The organism is Pseudoalteromonas sp. C8 (assembly GCF_011378685.1).
In the GTDB taxonomy this organism is placed as follows: Bacteria; Pseudomonadota; Gammaproteobacteria; order Enterobacterales; family Alteromonadaceae; genus Pseudoalteromonas; species Pseudoalteromonas arctica.
Genome location: NZ_WTKT01000002.1, coordinates 178,403 through 194,956, shown reverse-complemented (window position 1 = coordinate 194,956; position 16,554 = coordinate 178,403). Strand labels below are relative to the sequence as shown.

Genomic DNA, 16,554 nt, shown 5'->3' with positions numbered 1-16,554 from the left:
TAAAGTCCTTAATAAATACAGTTGTAAATTGTAAGTTACATTTTAATACCGCTCTTTTATTACAAAACTATTTGAGATTTGAGCAACTAGTTATATGGTGCATCAATATTAATAATAATTAAGGTAATTAAGTGCTTAAAAATAAAACAACTGGAAGCATGTTAATTGTTGCAGGCACCACTATTGGTGCGGGTATGTTGGCATTGCCAATTGCATCTGCCGGGCTTGGGTTTAGTACTGCACTTGCATTAATAATTGCTAGCTGGTTACTAATGACCTACACCGCACTACTCATGTTAGAGCTACACCAATATGCACCACGCGATGCTACATTAAATACATTGGCTAAATTATGGCTTGGAAAACGCGGACAATATATTGCGAATTTTTCGATGGTTTTTTTATTTTACGCTTTATGCGCTGCTTATATTGCAGGTGGTGGTGCACAACTCCAAGCGCGTATAAATATAGGCTTTGATGTAAATATAGCCCCACAGTTTGGCTCTGTAATCCTCGCTGTTATTATTGCAAGTGTGGTAACGCTAGGCACTAGCAAGGTAGATAAACTAAACAGAGTGTTATTTACAATAAAAATTATTGTATTAGCTAGTTTGTTTTACATGCTTACCCCTTATGTGCAGGGTAAACACTTATTAGAGATGCCTGTAGAGCAAGGATTAATCCTTTCAGCTATACCGGTTATATTTACTTCGTTTGGCTTTCATGGTTCTATCCCCTCTATTGTTAAATATGTTGGTGTTGAAATAAAAGTACTGCGCAAAGTAATGATTGCTGGAGCCGCCCTACCTTTAGTCATTTATATTTTTTGGCAACTACTTAGCCAAGGTATTATGAGTCAAGCTGATTTACTCAACAGCCAAGGTCTTAATGGGTTTGTATCTAGCGTGGCAAGTATTGCGCATAACCCAAGTGTGGCAACGGCCGTTAAGTTATTTGCTGATTTAGCACTTGCGACATCATTTTTAGGGGTAAGTTTAGGGTTATTTGATTTTTTTGCTGATGCATTTAAAAAGGGTGACAATAAAACAGACCGAATTAAAACGGCCTTAATTACGTTTATTCCGCCACTTGGCTTTGCATTGTTTTATCCTCAAGGCTTTATTATGGCCTTAGGGTACGCTGCAATAGCACTTGTTGTACTGGCAATATTTTTGCCTGTAGCAATGGTTTATAAACAGCGTACAACATCAAATAAAACAGGCTACCAAGTTAAAAGTGGGAATGTTGGGCTTGGTATAGCAGCTATATGTGGCATAACTATTATTGCTGCGCAGTTTATGCAAATGGCGGGGCTTATTCCTGCTATCGGTTAAAGATTGCTGCTTTTTGTTTAAATTTAGATAATAAAAAACCGCACATCATTAGTAATGATGTGCGGTTTTTTATATTAACTGCGTTTATTTACAAACGTCAGCTACAGCATTTGAAAAGTATTCAATATTTGAATGACTAACACCTGCAACATTTACGCGGCTAGAGCCAACAATGTAAATGCCGTATTCTTTTTGTAGGCGAGCAATTTGCTCTTTATTAATACCTAAGAAAGAAAACATACCGTTTTGGCGTTCAATAAATGAGAAGTCTTGAGCAATATCTTTAGTTGCTAAGCTTTCTTTAATTAAGCTACGTAAGCCATTTATACGACTACGCATTTCATCAAGCTCAGAGTGCCACAATTGTGTAAGCTCTGTACTGCTTAAAATAGTATTAACAATGTCAGCACCATGCGCTGGCGGCATTGAGTAAATACTACGTACAACGCTTAGCATTACAGAGTTTGAAATATCTGCTGTTGCGCTGTCTTTTGCAATTAGTGAACATGCACCAATACGCTCGCGGTATAAGCCAAAGTTTTTAGAACATGAAGAACAAATAATTAGCTCTTCTACTGCATCGGCTAAAATACGTAAGCCACGTGCATCTTCTTCAAGTGAGGCACCAAAGCCTTGGTATGCAATATCAACAAGTGGTGTAAAGCCAACTTCTTTTGCCAGTTCGGCAACCGTGTTCCACTGTGTTTCGTTTAAATCCATACCGCTTGGGTTATGACAACATGCATGCAGTAAAACCACATCACCTTTAGGCACTTGTTTAAGTGTGTTGATCATTTCATCAAATAATAAATCTTTATTTTCGTAATCGTAATATGGGTATTCTTTTACTGTTAAGCCTGCAGCTTCAAACAAGCTAATATGGTTAGCCCATGTTGGGTTAGTTACCCAAACAGTCGCGTCTGTATTACAACGCTTAATAAATTCAGCTGCAACACGAAGTGCACCCGTACCACCAGGAGCTTGCGCGGTACGTACGCGGTTAGCTAGTAATACTTGATGCTCACCTAATAGTAACTGCTCCATTTTTTGGCAGTAATCTAAATTACCCGCTAAACCAATGTAAGATTTGCTCATTTCGTTTTCAAGACGAAACGCTTCAGCTTTTTTAACCGCTTTAAGAACCGGTGTATTGCCTTGCTCATCTTTGTAGACACCTACACCTAAATCAATTTTATTAGGGTTTGTATCTTGTTTATAGGCCGCCATAAGGCCAAGAATAGGATCTGTTGGTAATGGTTTTAATACTGAGAACATTGGCTATCTCTTATCGTTATTTAGGGGTTAGCTGTTAAGCTAAGCTTAACATAAAAGCACATCATATTGACTAGCGTTATTTACACTAGAAAGTGAGGAATTTTAATACAACATGCAATTAAAACGGCAAGCGTCTTTTCATCAAAAAAATCATTTTTAAAGGCTTCTGCATCTACAATACCAACGCATTCATTTTGTGCATTAAATAAAGGTAGGCAGGTTTCTGATTTAACTTTAGGATCGCATGTATAGTATTCACCACCTTGTGATAAATACGCCTCAACGTTATTAATAATGCGGCCCTTGTGAGATAGCGCAACCTGTACGTTGTTACTGCCAGCCGCAAATGCTTGCGTTAAAGGAAACAACGGACGACTAGGCGCACCATGATAAGCCAATTTTAATAGTTGATTACCTTCAGGGGTATTAGTTGATTGATAAATACCATACCAATCAACGCCCGTTTGCTGCTCAATGTAGCTTACAATACTTTGTAAAGTAGCCAGCTTAAACTGTGTTTGCTCATCATTTTTAATATAGTCAGTTAATTTGAATGGCTCATCTTGTAAGTAACCAAATAAACTACATGCACCGCCCTCGCCAAGCTCAGGTATTTGATACTCCCAACACACATCAGGCAAAGCAGTGTTTGCTAAATGTAGATCAAGCTTTTCAAGCTCTGTTAAAATCAAAGCTGGATTAGCACTAAGTTGTGCTTGTTTTAAGTAAGAAGAAATCATTTGGCCATCCATACATCTAAAGTTTCGAGAATAATAGCATGGATATTTTTACAGAGCTAGCTCAACTTGTAGCACATTTCAACTTGGTTACCACTGGCGTTATAAGTGACTTTTTCGGCTATTTCTTCTAATAAAGACACCCCTCTGCCAAATTCGTTATTAGCCTTTGCCAACTCATCGTGCTTACTACTAAACCCTCGGCCTGAATCACAAATAATAAAATATAAACTGAGCGTGTCGGGGCAATAGCGCATATCAATAATAATCATGGCATCTGTAAGTTTAGCAAGGGCTGCCTCTCTCAACTCGTAATATCGAAAAAAGCCGTCTTCTTGTTTTTTAATTTCTGAGTTAAGTCCTAATACACCATGATCAAGCGCATTGTTATAAGCCTCAGACAACAGTAAAAATATATTAGAACGATGAGTATTTAGACCCTCAACACTGCTTAAAATATTAACGACGTCGTAAACGGGGTCTGTTTTTTTTATTTGCTCTGAGTTTAAGCTCAAAGACAAATTAAAAGCTAAAGTAGAAAATGCTTCTCGCTCTTGTTCCTCAGGAATTAAAGGCAGGCAGTTTAGTAAAACAATGCTTAAATCGTCTTGCTGCTTAGTACCATCTGCAAACTTAGTAACATTAGCAACTATGTCTTCACTACTAATCATCGATTTACTTTTTAAGGTTTGTAAAAAACGCTCTTCCCCAAAAAATATATCTTCTTTGTTTGCGGTTTCTATAATACCGTCGGTTGCTAATACTAGGCGTGTATTACTATTTGTTTCAAAATGAATAACTTCATATTCAAATTCTTGTTCATCTAAAATCCCCAGCGCCATATGCTGCGATTCTAATGTTTGTTTTACATTACCGTCTTTATCTATTAGGTAGGCATCGGGTAAGCCGCCCATCCATGCAGAAACACTTTTACCTGATGCACTAAGCTCTATAATGGTTGCAGCACAAAACATATGCCCAGGTAGTAGGTTGTACAGTAGTGTATTTAGCTCACAGGCAATATCGTTAACCGCCATCCCTTTTTGTACCATAGTATAAAACACACGAGAAGTTGGTAATGCACCAATAGCTGCAGCAAGGCCATGGCCCGTAAAATCTCCCAACATGCAATACAAATTACCGATTGGGCTTTGCGCTACTAAAAACATATCGCCGTTAAACATAGAGGCCGGTGATAAATTAAAATCTAAATACTCTTTAAACTTACCTTGGTTTTCTAATGAGTTATTAAAAATATGCTCAATTATTTCGTGTTCACGTTCAATTTGGTTGTGATGATATTCAAGTAGTTTCTTTTGTTGGTTTGCTTTTTTACTCAGCTCTCTGGTGCGAATATGTGCTTTAATTTTTGCATGCAGAATAACTTTTTCAAATGGTTTATGAATAAAGTCATCGCCACCCACTTCGAGGCACCGCTCAAAACTTGCTTGATCTTCTAAGGAGGTTATAAAAATAATCGGTAAGTAAACTTCACTATACTGCTGCTTTATTTTTTCAGCAGCTTCAAAACCATCCATTACAGGCATTAAAACATCAAGTAAAACAACGTCTATTTGCTCTTTTTTAAGTACATTAAGTGCATCTAGCCCGTTATAAGCCACTGATATTTTATAACCCTCTTGCTCAAGCATTTTACTTAGTAAAATGCGATTGAGCGCCTGATCATCTACAATTAACACATGTATCATTAGCTAATATCAAACTTTTTATCAAAACGTGAAATTTGTAGAATTTTTCTAAGCTGAGGTTGGCAATTGCTTATTTCAATAGTTTTCACTTGGCTATCAATTGTTTTTTTCATGTTAAGTAACATGCCAAGTGCTGAGCTATCCATGTAGTCAGTCTCTCTTAAATCGATAATAACCTTTACTGTTTTTTCGCTCATTTGAGCATAAGCTTGGCGAAAAGATTGCACTAAATTAAAGTCAAATTTACCTTTGATTTGTATTGTTAATGTAGTGCCATCGACTGATTCATTCTTAGTTAAACTCATATTAAACTCCAATAATATTTCCTTTGAACTAAATATAACCTGTTAAAAGTATTTAGCAAAAAGAAAAACACACAACTTCAAATTTGCTATCATTTACGCCAATATTTAATTAATTTTTATCCATAAAGGTAAGGTATGAGTGATAGTCACTTAGTATATTCAACAAGTACGGGGCGCATTGACCAGCCAAAACCAGAAAAAGAGTTAGAAGCTAAGCTTTTTAAAGATGGTTTTATTCGCATTGAGCGTCAAACAAAAGGACGTAAAGGCAAAGGCGTAATGTTAGTTGTAGGCATTGATCCAAAAGATCATGATTTAAAAAAGTTAGCTAAAACTATAAAAAGCAAAATGGGCCAAGGCGGCGCAGTAAAAGAAGGCATTATTGAAGTGCAAGGTGATGACCGCGATAAACTAAAAGCCATTTTAGAAGCGTTAAAATTTAAAGTTAAAATTGCGGGTGGTTAACCCGCTATTTTATTAACTACTTACTTCGCTATTTGAGAGTTCATTTAACCTTTCATACAATTTTGGCAGTTCGTGCTCAGCAATTGGTTTACTAAAATAATAGCCTTGTACAATGAAGCAGTTATTATTTTGTAAAAACTGCATCTGCTCTATTGTCTCAACCCCTTCTGCGACCACGTCTAGCTTTAACTTTTGCGCCATGGCAATAATAGCTGCGGTGATTTCCATATCATTTGTATCCTCAGGGATATCTTTTACAAATGAACGGTCAATTTTCAATATATCAACCGGGAATCGCTTTAAGTAACTGAGTGAAGAATAGCCAGTACCAAAATCATCAATAGAAATAGATATACCTAAGGCTTTAAGCTCGTGGAGTTGTGTAATTGCAGCTTCTACATTTCCCATTAGCATACTTTCAGTCAGCTCTAAATGAAGGCGCTTAGCCGAAACACCCGTCCTAATTATCATTTTACTCAGTGTTGAGACTAAGCTTGAGTCTTTGAACTGGCGAGCCGATAAGTTTATCGATATATTATTTTCTAAGCCTTGCTTTGTTAATCTTACGGCAAAATCACAAGACTCTTGAAGCACCCATTCGCCTAATTCAACTATAAGGCCTGTCGCTTCTGCAATAGGAATAAATTTATCTGGAGGGATTGCGCCTTCAGTTGGGTGGAACCATCTTAATAACGCTTCATAGCCAATGACCTGATGAGTACGACTATCAACTTGAGGTTGGTAGTAAACTACAAACTGTTTTTCTTTTAGTCCTATACGTAGCTCATTTTCAATAAATAAACGCTCATTAGCAGCTGCGTTCAATTCTTGGCTATAAAAATGGAATGTATTACGCCCTTTTGCTTTTGCCTCATACATTGCTAAGTCAGCATGTTTTAATAACTGATCCTCTTCTAGGCTATCGTACGGAGCCATTGTAATACCAATACTCGCGCTCACAATAACTTCATTACTACCTAGTTTTATAGGCACATTCAGTGTTTTTTGAATTGTATTGGCAACATCAGTCGCGTGAGCTTGGCTTTCTATACCACTGAGTAATACTGCAAATTCATCACCACCTAAGCGCGCTATGGTGTCCTCGGCTCGTAAACGTTTTTTAAGTCTGTTTGCCACTTCAATTAATAATTGATCGCCGGCATCGTGGCCTAATGTATCGTTAATACGTTTAAATTCGTCTAAATCAAAGTAAAACAAAGCAAATGCATAATGCCCGCGTTCTGCTAATGCCATTGATTTACGCAATTGCATTCTAAAAAACGTTCTGTTGGCAAGGCCAGTAAGGGTGTCAAAGTAAGCAAGCTGCTCCATTTTACGCTGGCTTTCTTTTACAAACGAAATGTCTTGTGCAGATGCTACATAGCTGGTTATTTCACCGCCCTCTTCACGAATTGGCGAAACACTTAAAGACACCCAAATTGGCTCTTTATTCAAGCCTTGAATTAATGTATCACCGCGCCAGTAATTACGGCTGCGTAAATCTATGTCTATATCTTCAACTAAAATAGACATTTCTGAGGCAATAATATTAAGTAATGGTGCTCTATTAAAATGACTTTCTGGGTAGCCTGTCATTTCGAGCATTTTTGGATTTACGTATTCAATTACAAAATTCTCATCGGTGATCACAACGCCAGTGCCCGAGAATGCTACCGCTTTAGATAAACGGTTAGCTGCTTTTTCAGCAATTTCTTTTTCTGTAATTCTCTGGTTTAAGCCATCGATAAGTTTGCGAATTTCTACCGTCATGTCTCTAAATGAGCCATTAAGCGTACCAATTTCATCTTTGTTTTCTGGTGGAAATTCTGTAGTTAATTGACCTTTGCCAAAACTTGTAACTGCATAAACCAAAGTATGTAAACGGCGAAGGACTAGTTGATAAAGCGCTTGATGCAGCAATAAGGCAACTAATATTGCGTATAAAATAAAGAGACCAAAAAACTTCAGTTTTAAATCTTGTAATGCAGATAACGTCGATGAACGCTTTTTATATACCCCTATGTACCAATCTAAGTCATCAATCTTACGAATATTGATAATATGAGCTTCGTCATTTTTTTCAAACGAATTTGCGTATTCAGGTAATTTCACCGCAATTACATCATCAATAATCGACTGCAGTGCTGGGTTTACAAATTCATTAGTAGCGAGTGCTTTATTATCACTACCATAGTCGGCTAGTAAGGTCGGATTTAGATCTGGGTGTGCTAACAATTGCCCTTTACTATCAAACACAAGTAGGTGTTTTTCTTTATCACCAACAGGTAAAAACGAAATAAGTTTGTTGAGGGAAATATCGCTCCCCGTCACACCTAAAAACTCATTATCGACATAAACTGGCACTAGTAAGCTAATAACCCATTTGCGCCATACTGTATCGTAATAGACTTTTGACCATGCAGGCTCTCTTACTGTTTCAAGCGTGCTTTTAATCGATTTATAGGTTGAGCCATTCGTTGCTCTAAAGTCGGCAGGTGCGTTTAATGCCCAATTAGGGGGAGAAACACGAATAAAATCATCATCTGTTATTAAATAAAAGTTAAAAAAGTCGTGTACCAGTGTAGGAGAAATTATGCGCCACAGCATCTCAGAATCATTAAATAGGCGTTTATAAAAAGGAGAGTAATTTTGCTGTGGTAAAAATGCTGCTGATAAACCATCAGCAGAGGCACTTCGAATCGTACCGTCACTATTAAATTGTAACTGTGATTTATTGCTTAAATTAATTGGTGAATTGGGTTGAAAAAGTTGTTGTGTTACTACGTTATTAGCTTGCTGAGCAATATTTACTTTTGTTTTAATGCGCTCATTAAATTGCTTCACTAATAAATCTGTCGAGCTTTTTAAAACTTCGTGTTCTTCAAAAACGAGTTGTTTCTCTTCAGATTTAAGCATTAAGGCAGCCGCACATACCCCAGCTATTAAGCAAATAGCAGATATGAGTAGCGATAGTTTTACACTTAAAGAATTCAATCCAAAACGCGATGGAGGGCGTCTGTAAACCACGGGTCAACCTTAATTATTAATAATTGTTATTATTTGAACCAGTTAACGAAATATACCAGATCCGCATTCATATTTATAAATTATTTGTAAACTTTCTATAAAAACTAATATAGGGAAATAAATAGTACTCTAAGCTTATTTAGATCTTTATTGACATTGGTAGCAACTCTCCATACATTAACTGCATGAACATATTTATCTCTCGCACTTTTTTTTCGTTTTTTAGCTTCTTTATATAGAAGAGGCTTCCCTGTTTGTGAGATAAAATCAATCGAATAGTAAAGCCTCCCAACCGGGAGGCTTTTTTGTTTTTGCTGTGTAATAACAGCCTACTTTTGGAATGAGGATACCAAAATGACAAATGATGTATTAAATGCACTAAGACACGATATAAATGAAATAGACTCCGATTTACTCGTGTTATTAGCTAAACGTCGTCGTATTAGCCACGGTGTGGTTGAGTATAAAATTGCTAACAACAAGCCAATTCGCGATGAAGCACGTGAACTCGCACTTTTAGAGAAACTGATTGGTTATGGTAAATCACTAGGTTTAGATGCTTACTACGTGAATAATGTTTTTCAAACTATTTTGGAAGACTCTGTTTTACACCAACAAGCAATGCTACAAAAAAACCTGAATCCAGATGCCCTTAGTGAAACACACCGTGTAACTTACTTAGGTGGTCAGGGTTCTTATAGCCAACTAGCATGCCATAAATATTTTAGCCGCCGCCCGGGTAAATTAGTTGAAATTGGCTGTACATCGTTTGACGAAATAACAGGTAAAGTAGAAAACGGCCAAGCTGATTTTGGTTTATTACCCATTGAAAACACAAGCTCTGGCAGTATTAACGAGGTGTTTGACTTATTACAGCACGCGCAAGTATCTATTGTTGGAGAAGTAACTCACAGTGTAGAGCATTGCTTACTCGCCAACCCTGATACTGAACTTAGTCAACTAACAAAAATATTTGCACACCCACAACCATTTGCGCAGTGCAGCCGCTTTTTACAGGGCTTAGGTGATTTACAACACGAAACATGTGACTCAACATCAAGCGCGCTACAATCAGCTCTGAACACACCATACAGTGCTGCAATTGGCTCTGCACAAGCGGGGAAAAACGTAGGGCTTGAGGTTATTAAATCAAACCTAGCTAATCAAAGCGAAAACCATAGCCGCTTTATTGTTGTTGCACGTAAGCCTCTACAAGTGTCTAACCAAATTCCAACTAAAACTAGTTTGATCATGTCGACAAAACAACAAGCGGGCTCACTAGCCGATGCGTTAATGATTTTTAAGCAGCATAAGATTAATTTAGTAAAACTTGAATCTCGCCCTACTCCGGGCAATCCGTGGGAAGAAGTTTTTTATGTTGACCTAGAAGCAAACTTAGCTGAAAGCCAAGTAAAAGAAGCGCTAGAAGAACTTAAAGAGTACACCCAATATGTACGTATTTTAGGATGCTACCAAAGCGAGTCACTACAGGCAGTAAGCGTTAATACTTAATAAGCAATTTTACAAATCAAAAAGGGCCGATATCGGCCCTTTTTCGTTAACTAGTACCAGTCTGCATAAATATTTTAGCAATTTAACGAATTAAATCCCCATACTTAAGCAAACGGTATAACAAATATTAATCTAAAACTTTTGAATCATTCGCTTTATTTAATAAGCTTCTGCTTTGCGTTAAAAAGTGTTCTGTCGAGTCAGAAAAGTAAACTTTAGCCTCAGCAAAAGAGTCAATAAGCGCTGCTTTATCTCCCGCTTTTAATTTTGCTAATGTACTTGCGAAGGTATCTTGGTACTGTGCAAGTAAGGTTTCGACATCATCGAATTGTGCTAGCATAATATCTGAGTAAAGCTCAGGCGACTGCGCAAATAAACGCCCTACCATCATCAGTTCTAATTGATATATAGGTGACGAGCAGCTACGTAATTCTTCTAGTGTATGACTTTGTTTTGCTAGAAATTGTCCGTACACAAATGTCGTTAAATGGCGCATTACCTGAATAATTTGCATTGCTTCATCATGCTTTTTAGCATCAAGCTCAACAAGCTGACAACCCCATACTTGTAACTGCTGTAACAAACCTTTTGCCGCTTGGTGTTCTCGCCCTTCACATACAACAACTGTTTGTTTTACCCAGTGTGATATATCAGGCCCAAACATAGGATGTAAACCAACCACAGGGCCACTGTGCGCAGCTTTTAGTGCTTTAATAGGCGATTGCTTTACCGATGTAATATCAACTAGTAAACAGTCATCATCTAGTTTAGGTAACTTAGCAACGACAGCGTCCAATGCATTAATAGGTACGCTAATCATTACCAGCTTGGCACCTTTTAAAATACTTTTAGCATCGTTTTGCTGATCTTTATCTAAAATTTTAACTTCGTAACCTGAGCGAATAAACTGCTGTGCAAATAACTGGCCCATGGCACCTTGACCACCCACAATCACAATTGGCGAAAGCTCTGGCGCTGCGCATGCAAGTTTTGCTTGTTGGTTTTGATAGGCTTCTCGCATCATGCGTCTTAGTATATCTTCAACGAGATCTGGGCTTACATTTTGATTTTTTGCTTCTTGTCGTCTTGCCGCTAATAGCTCTGCTTCACGGACAGGTGCATGTAAAGGCGCGCCTGTTTGTTGTTTTATCTCACCAATTTTTTGCGTAATACCATTACGTTTAGCGAGTAAGGCAACAAGTTGTGCATCGCATTCATCTATACCTTCTCTTAGCTGTGCTAAATCACTTATGTCAGCCACGTTCGTCCCACCTTAAAAAACCAAATAACGTAAATATAAATTTACATAAAAGTAAACTAATCAATACGATAAATACTAACAGGATCAGCTAACTGAGAAAAGGCTAAAGAGGAAATTTTACTAATGAGGAATTGAGAATTGAGAATTGAGAATTGAGAATTGAGAATTGAGAAAATAATATTCTAAAACCAAAACGGGTTGCAACCCGAAGGATGCAACCCGTTTTTTTGCGTTGATAAACAGCGCGTATTAGTTAAGTTTTTCTCTAATACGTGCAGATTTACCAGAACGCTCACGTAGATAGTAAAGCTTAGCACGGCGAACTGCACCGCGACGCTTAACTGTTACGCTATCAATAAGAGGGCTGTGCGTTTGGAATACACGCTCAACGCCTTCACCGTTCGAGATTTTACGAACTGTGAATGCTGAGTGAAGACCACGATTACGCTTAGCGATTACAACACCTTCAAAGGCCTGTAGACGCTCTTTAGCACCTTCTTTTACTTTTACCTGTACAACCACTGTATCACCAGGGCCAAATGCAGGTACGTCTGTTTTAAGCTGCTCATCTTCAAGCGCTTTAATAATATTTTGGTTTACTTTTGCCATTATGTTTCTCACTTTCCTAGGTGTAACTGTCTTCTAGCCACAAGCTTTTTGGTACTCTTGCTGAAATTTCGCGAGTAATACCGCTTGCTCCTCAGTCAGAGCTAGGTTATGCAACAAGTCAGGACGTCGTAACCAAGTTCTGCCTAATGACTGCATAAGCCGCCATTTTGCTATCTCTTGGTGGTTACCACTGAGTAATACAGCAGGAACCTGTTTGTCGTCCAATGTTTCTGGTCGTGTATAGTGTGGACAATCTAACAAGCCATCCGAAAACGAATCTTGTTCTGCTGACTGGTTATGACCTAACACACCTGGCACTAATCGCGCTACTGCGTCAATTAATGTCATGGCAGGTAGTTCACCACCACTCAAAATAAAATCACCAATTGACCATTCTTCGTCAACATATGATTCTATTATTCTCTCATCTATACCTTCATAGCGACCGGCAATCAAAATCAGTTTTTTAGAGTTAGCGAGTTCGCTAGCACCTTGCTGATCAAGTTTGCGCCCTTGCGGGGACATATAAATTACTTTAGCACCATCACCAGCTGCTTTTTTAGCTTCGGCAATCGCTTTTTTTAATGGCTCAACCATCATTAACATACCAGGTCCGCCCCCGTAAGGACGGTCATCTACGGTTCTATGCTTATCTAAAGCGTAGTCTCGCGGATTCCAGCAGTTAAAATCAATTAAGCCATTTTTTACTGCGCGACCGGTAACACCTTGGTCTGTAATAGCGTCAAACATGTCTGGAAAAAGGCTTATCACCCCTACCCATAATGAACTAGTTTGCGTCATTAAAAACCAGGATCCCAGTCTACGGTAATTTCTCTTGCGTCGTATTTAACGTCTTTAATAACTGAATCAGTTAAAAAAGGAATCAAACGCTCAGCTTGACCAAATGCGTCTTTACTGTTTGCTTTAACAACCAGTACGTCATTTGATCCTGTCTCCATCAGGTCATCAACAATGCCTAAGCTATAACCTTTATCGGTTACAACAGACATGCCAATGAGATCTCGCCAATAAAACTCACCTTGCGGGAGTTCTGGTAAATGCGCTGCATCCATTGAGATTTCAGCATGGGTATAAGCCATTGCTTCGTCTCGGTCGTTTACCTGCGCAAATTTAGCGATAAAGCCTTTGTTGTGGCGACGCCAGTCGACCACTTCTAAGGACTGCCATTTACCTTGCTGCCCTATCAACCACGGGCTGAAATCGAAGATCCCTACGGGATCATCAGTAAATGAATGTACCTTAAGCCAGCCCTTTATACCATATGGGGCACCGAGCTTTCCTACGACAATTATTGATGAGGTGTTCTCTTGACTCATGGTTACACTTACGCCTATTAAGCCGCTTTACGAGCGTCTTTTACTAACTTAGCTACGCGATCTGAAAGAGATGCGCCCTGACCTACCCAGTGTTCAACACGTGGTAAATCTAAACGAATTTTTTCTTCTTGACCTGAAGCAATTGGGTTAAAAAAGCCTACTTTCTCGATGAAGCGACCGTCACGCGAGAAACGGCTATCCGCAACCACAATTTGATAGAAAGGGCGTTTTTTAGCGCCACCACGTTGCAAACGAATAGTTACCATACCGTCCTCTATAAAGATTGACTGTTTTCATTAATAAGATTTACTCCCCAGAATGGGGAGCTGGGGAATTGTACGAGTTTTTGGCAATAACGCAAGTAAGAAGTGAACCAAAAAGGCAGTTTAGTAGGTTAAACCGTGATCTCAACGACAAATAAGAGTTAAAGGTGTATTACATGCATAATTTATTCAACAAAAAAGGAGCTATTTGCTCCTTTAAATATGATTCGCTATTATTTTAAAAAGTAACTTAATGGTACTTTTTAAAATTTAGGACCGCCGCCGCCCATCATTCCAGGTGGTAACATGCCTTTCATACCGCGCATCATTTTAGTCATGCCGCCTTTACCTTTCATTTTTTTCATCATTTTTTGCATTTGCGTAAACTGCTTAAGCAACTTATTAATCTCTTGCACTTGTGTACCAGAGCCAGCTGCTATGCGTTTTTTACGCGAACCTTTAATGATTTCTGGGCGCGCACGCTCTTTTTTAGTCATAGAGCTAATAATAGCTTCCATTTGGATAAATGTTTTATCACCCATTTGACCTTTAACAGCATCTGGTAAGTTAGACATACCAGGGAGCTTATCAAGCATTGACATCATGCCACCCATGCTTTTCATTTGCTTTAATTGGTCAGCAAAATCATCAAGAGTAAAACCTGCGCCTTTAAATACTTTTTCAGCAACTCTAGCAGCTTGCTCTTTATCTACTTTCATCTCGACTTCTTCGATTAATGAAAGTACGTCACCCATACCTAAAATACGCGACGCTATACGGTCTGGGTGGAAAGGTTCAAGTGCGTCAGTGCGCTCACCCACACCCATAAACTTAATAGGCTTGCCAGTGATGTGACGAATAGATAAAGCAGCACCACCACGCGCATCACCATCGGTTTTTGTTAATATAACACCGGTAAGTGGTAATGCTTCGTCGAATGCTTTAGCTGTATTCGCCGCATCTTGACCTGTCATTGCATCAACAACGAACAAGGTTTCAATTGGATTGATTGCTTTATGAAGATCTTTAATTTCATCCATCATGTTGCTATCAACATGTAGACGACCTGCAGTATCAACAAGTACTACATCTATAAATTTCTTTTTAGCATGAGAAATTGCAGCGGTTGCAATATCAACTGGCTTTTGTGAAATATCACTTGGGAAGAAATCAACATCAACTTCTGCTGCAAGCGTTTCTAGCTGTTTAATAGCCGCAGGGCGATAAACATCGGCACTTACTACAAGTACTGATTTCTTTTTTCGCTCTTTTAAAAACTTAGCAAGCTTAGCTACACTGGTGGTTTTACCCGCACCTTGTAGACCCGCTACCATTACAACGGCTGGCGGTTGCGCATTTAGACTTAGCTCTTCATTAGCCTCGCCCATTGCTTTTTCTAGTTCTTCACGCACTATTTTTATAAATACTTGGCCTGGGCTTAAGCTTTTTGTAACTTCAACCCCAACTGCACGTTCTTTAACTTGTTTTACAAAGTCGCGAACAACAGGCAATGCCACATCGGCTTCTAAAAATGCCATACGCACTTCGCGAAGTGTGTCTTTTATGTTGTCTTCCGTCAGACGGCCACGGCCACTGATATTTTTTAAGGTTTTACCTAATCGTTCTTGGAGGTTCTCAAACATGTAACGGTTCCGATAAGACGTTTATATCAATCCATTTAAATTTTACGATTAATTTGATTTTTCAATTAACCTAGATTGACTTATTAAGTTTCAATTAAAAGTAGTATACCGTATATGGCGTCTTACAATATAGTGTTCAAGTGCACCTTGATGAGTTTCTTTTTTTAAGGTCTATGCATTTGCTTTGCTATAAAATACAATGGCTATATAACAACAAGGATTATTTTGTCTCAAATTAAGTGGCCCAAGCACAATGCTGATTATTAGTTTAACTATTATTGCCAGTTTATTTTATGTGTTAGCAACGTCTCACGTGCTTTCACGCCTGTTTCATCAACAAGGCCCAAGCCAAAAAGTAACCGTTATTTTAAGCACGGTTGCTATAGTGGCGCACATGCTGCTGTTAGTTAACTCTGTTTTTAGAGCCGACGGTCAAGATTTAAGTATCGTAAACGTCGCTCTTTTGACGTGCTGGGTGATTGTGGTCTCGGTGACGACTGTCTCGCTAAAATTCCCTGCTACTTTATTGTTGCCCGTTGTTTATGGTTTTGGTGCCTTACTAACCATTGCCAGTTTATTTATACCTCATCATATTTTATTGCAAAGTATTAATATTGAGGTGGGTTTAGTAACGCACATCTCTTTATCTTTGTTAGCCTACTGTATTTTAATTATCGCTACTTTATATGGTGTACAGTTTTACTTTATTGATAAACGTTTAAAACGTAAAGATTTAGCAATTGTGCATAGCCATCTTCCGCCTTTAATGGTTGTGGAGCGCCAGCTTTACCAACTTCTTAATTTAGGCACTATATTACTCACATTTGCATTACTTTCAGGGTTTGTATTTCTTGATGGAATGTTCGCTAAAGAGTTCATTCATAAAACAATATTGTCGTTAGTTGCGTGGGCTATTTTTGCCGTTGTTGCTATTGGTCATATGAAAAAGGGTTGGCGCGGTAAACCGGTGGTTATTACAATCATGGTCGCTGCATTTGTCCTCACACTCGCTTATTTTGGCAGCCGTTTCATACAAGAAGTGATACTAAATAAGTTTTAACTTGACTCTGCTTGCTC

15 protein-coding genes and 1 other annotated feature are annotated in these 16,554 nt (G+C 38.4%); of the genes, 4 read left to right on the top strand and 11 right to left on the bottom strand.

From position 1 onward, the window contains the following. The first annotated feature begins 131 nt into the window (after nucleotides 1-131). Nucleotides 132-1,334, top strand: a complete 1,203-nt coding sequence (locus GQR39_RS02795; protein ID WP_010554637.1) for an aromatic amino acid transport family protein — start codon at nucleotides 132-134, stop codon at nucleotides 1,332-1,334. A gap of 84 nt (nucleotides 1,335-1,418) precedes the next feature. On the opposite strand, the gene GQR39_RS02790 is transcribed toward GQR39_RS02795, so the two are convergent. From GQR39_RS02790 to GQR39_RS02775, 4 genes are all read right to left on the bottom strand, one after another. Then, nucleotides 1,419-2,609 carry an amino acid aminotransferase gene (locus tag GQR39_RS02790; protein ID WP_010554636.1) on the bottom strand — a complete coding sequence of 397 codons (1,191 nt, stop codon included), beginning with the start codon at nucleotides 2,607-2,609 and terminating at the stop codon, nucleotides 1,419-1,421. Nucleotides 2,610-2,689: 80 nt separating this feature from the next. After that, nucleotides 2,690-3,349 (bottom strand): GAF domain-containing protein, encoded by a 660-nt coding sequence (locus GQR39_RS02785; RefSeq protein ID WP_165734764.1) that lies wholly within the window; start codon nucleotides 3,347-3,349, stop codon nucleotides 2,690-2,692. A 56-nt stretch (nucleotides 3,350-3,405) separates the two neighbouring features. Next, the gene (locus GQR39_RS02780; protein WP_165734763.1) at nucleotides 3,406-5,055 is read right to left on the bottom strand and encodes a SpoIIE family protein phosphatase; all 1,650 of its coding nucleotides are present in this window, start codon (nucleotides 5,053-5,055) and stop codon (nucleotides 3,406-3,408) included. Continuing rightward, complete coding sequence (locus tag GQR39_RS02775; protein WP_002962948.1) at nucleotides 5,055-5,360, bottom strand: STAS domain-containing protein; 306 nt, start codon at nucleotides 5,358-5,360, stop codon at nucleotides 5,055-5,057. Before GQR39_RS02775 ends, GQR39_RS02780 begins: the two co-directional genes overlap by 1 nt. 135 nt (nucleotides 5,361-5,495) lie before the next feature. Between GQR39_RS02775 and GQR39_RS02770 the strand changes: the two genes are divergently transcribed. Beyond that, a complete protein-coding gene (locus tag GQR39_RS02770) occupies nucleotides 5,496-5,825 on the top strand; it encodes a translation initiation factor (protein WP_007581414.1) in 330 nt (109 codons plus the stop codon). Between the two features lie 12 nt (nucleotides 5,826-5,837). Here GQR39_RS02770 and GQR39_RS02765 read toward each other — a convergent pair whose 3' ends face one another. Further along, the gene (locus tag GQR39_RS02765; RefSeq protein ID WP_021032079.1) at nucleotides 5,838-8,852 is read right to left on the bottom strand and encodes an EAL domain-containing protein; all 3,015 of its coding nucleotides are present in this window, start codon (nucleotides 8,850-8,852) and stop codon (nucleotides 5,838-5,840) included. A 192-nt stretch (nucleotides 8,853-9,044) separates the two neighbouring features. Beyond that, nucleotides 9,045-9,162, top strand: a sequence feature (Phe leader region). A 44-nt stretch (nucleotides 9,163-9,206) separates the two neighbouring features. Between GQR39_RS02765 and GQR39_RS02760 the strand changes: the two genes are divergently transcribed. Continuing rightward, nucleotides 9,207-10,364, top strand: coding sequence for a chorismate mutase (locus GQR39_RS02760; protein WP_165734762.1), 1,158 nt, complete (start codon nucleotides 9,207-9,209; stop codon nucleotides 10,362-10,364). 127 nt (nucleotides 10,365-10,491) lie between these two features. Here the strand turns inward: GQR39_RS02760 and tyrA are convergent, their stop codons facing one another. The 6 genes from tyrA to ffh form a co-directional block, all read right to left on the bottom strand. After that, nucleotides 10,492-11,625, bottom strand: coding sequence for a bifunctional chorismate mutase/prephenate dehydrogenase (tyrA, locus tag GQR39_RS02755; protein ID WP_165734761.1), 1,134 nt, complete (start codon nucleotides 11,623-11,625; stop codon nucleotides 10,492-10,494). A 249-nt stretch (nucleotides 11,626-11,874) separates the two neighbouring features. After that, on the bottom strand, nucleotides 11,875-12,234 hold the full coding sequence (rplS, locus tag GQR39_RS02750; RefSeq protein ID WP_007581406.1) for a 50S ribosomal protein L19: 360 nt from the start codon (nucleotides 12,232-12,234) through the stop codon (nucleotides 11,875-11,877). A gap of 33 nt (nucleotides 12,235-12,267) precedes the next feature. After that, entirely contained in the window at nucleotides 12,268-13,035 is a 768-nt protein-coding gene (gene trmD / locus GQR39_RS02745; RefSeq protein WP_007581405.1) for a tRNA (guanosine(37)-N1)-methyltransferase TrmD, read from the bottom strand. After that, complete coding sequence (gene rimM, locus GQR39_RS02740; RefSeq protein WP_165734760.1) at nucleotides 13,035-13,571, bottom strand: ribosome maturation factor RimM; 537 nt, start codon at nucleotides 13,569-13,571, stop codon at nucleotides 13,035-13,037. The genes trmD and rimM overlap by 1 nt, the downstream gene beginning before the upstream one ends. Nucleotides 13,572-13,588: 17 nt before the next feature. Further along, complete coding sequence (gene rpsP, locus GQR39_RS02735) at nucleotides 13,589-13,837, bottom strand: 30S ribosomal protein S16 (protein WP_002962192.1); 249 nt, start codon at nucleotides 13,835-13,837, stop codon at nucleotides 13,589-13,591. Between the two features lie 260 nt (nucleotides 13,838-14,097). Further along, a complete protein-coding gene (gene ffh, locus GQR39_RS02730; RefSeq protein WP_007581399.1) occupies nucleotides 14,098-15,477 on the bottom strand; it encodes a signal recognition particle protein in 1,380 nt (459 codons plus the stop codon). A gap of 253 nt (nucleotides 15,478-15,730) precedes the next feature. Here ffh and ccsA point away from each other — a divergent pair, with 253 nt between their 5' ends. Next, nucleotides 15,731-16,537 carry a cytochrome c biogenesis protein CcsA gene (gene ccsA, locus GQR39_RS02725; RefSeq protein ID WP_007581398.1) on the top strand — a complete coding sequence of 269 codons (807 nt, stop codon included), beginning with the start codon at nucleotides 15,731-15,733 and terminating at the stop codon, nucleotides 16,535-16,537. Nucleotides 16,538-16,554 lie beyond the last annotated feature (17 nt).

Excerpts from the sequence above, each read along its gene's own strand:
- rplS (WP_007581406.1), bottom strand. The coding sequence starts at position 12,234 with ATGGCAAAAGTAAACCAAAATATTATTAAAGCGCTTGAAGATGAGCAG.
- rpsP (WP_002962192.1), bottom strand. The coding sequence starts at position 13,837 with ATGGTAACTATTCGTTTGCAACGTGGTGGCGCTAAAAAACGCCCTTTC.
- GQR39_RS02790 (WP_010554636.1), bottom strand. The coding sequence starts at position 2,609 with ATGTTCTCAGTATTAAAACCATTACCAACAGATCCTATTCTTGGCCTT.
- ffh (WP_007581399.1), bottom strand. The coding sequence starts at position 15,477 with ATGTTTGAGAACCTCCAAGAACGATTAGGTAAAACCTTAAAAAATATC.
- GQR39_RS02775 (WP_002962948.1), bottom strand. The coding sequence starts at position 5,360 with ATGAGTTTAACTAAGAATGAATCAGTCGATGGCACTACATTAACAATA.
- trmD (WP_007581405.1), bottom strand. The coding sequence starts at position 13,035 with ATGACGCAAACTAGTTCATTATGGGTAGGGGTGATAAGCCTTTTTCCA.
- ccsA (WP_007581398.1), top strand. The coding sequence starts at position 15,731 with ATGCTGATTATTAGTTTAACTATTATTGCCAGTTTATTTTATGTGTTA.
- GQR39_RS02780 (WP_165734763.1), bottom strand. The coding sequence starts at position 5,055 with ATGATACATGTGTTAATTGTAGATGATCAGGCGCTCAATCGCATTTTA.
- rimM (WP_165734760.1), bottom strand. The coding sequence starts at position 13,571 with ATGAGTCAAGAGAACACCTCATCAATAATTGTCGTAGGAAAGCTCGGT.
- GQR39_RS02770 (WP_007581414.1), top strand. The coding sequence starts at position 5,496 with ATGAGTGATAGTCACTTAGTATATTCAACAAGTACGGGGCGCATTGAC.
- GQR39_RS02785 (WP_165734764.1), bottom strand. The coding sequence starts at position 3,349 with ATGATTTCTTCTTACTTAAAACAAGCACAACTTAGTGCTAATCCAGCT.
- GQR39_RS02760 (WP_165734762.1), top strand. The coding sequence starts at position 9,207 with ATGACAAATGATGTATTAAATGCACTAAGACACGATATAAATGAAATA.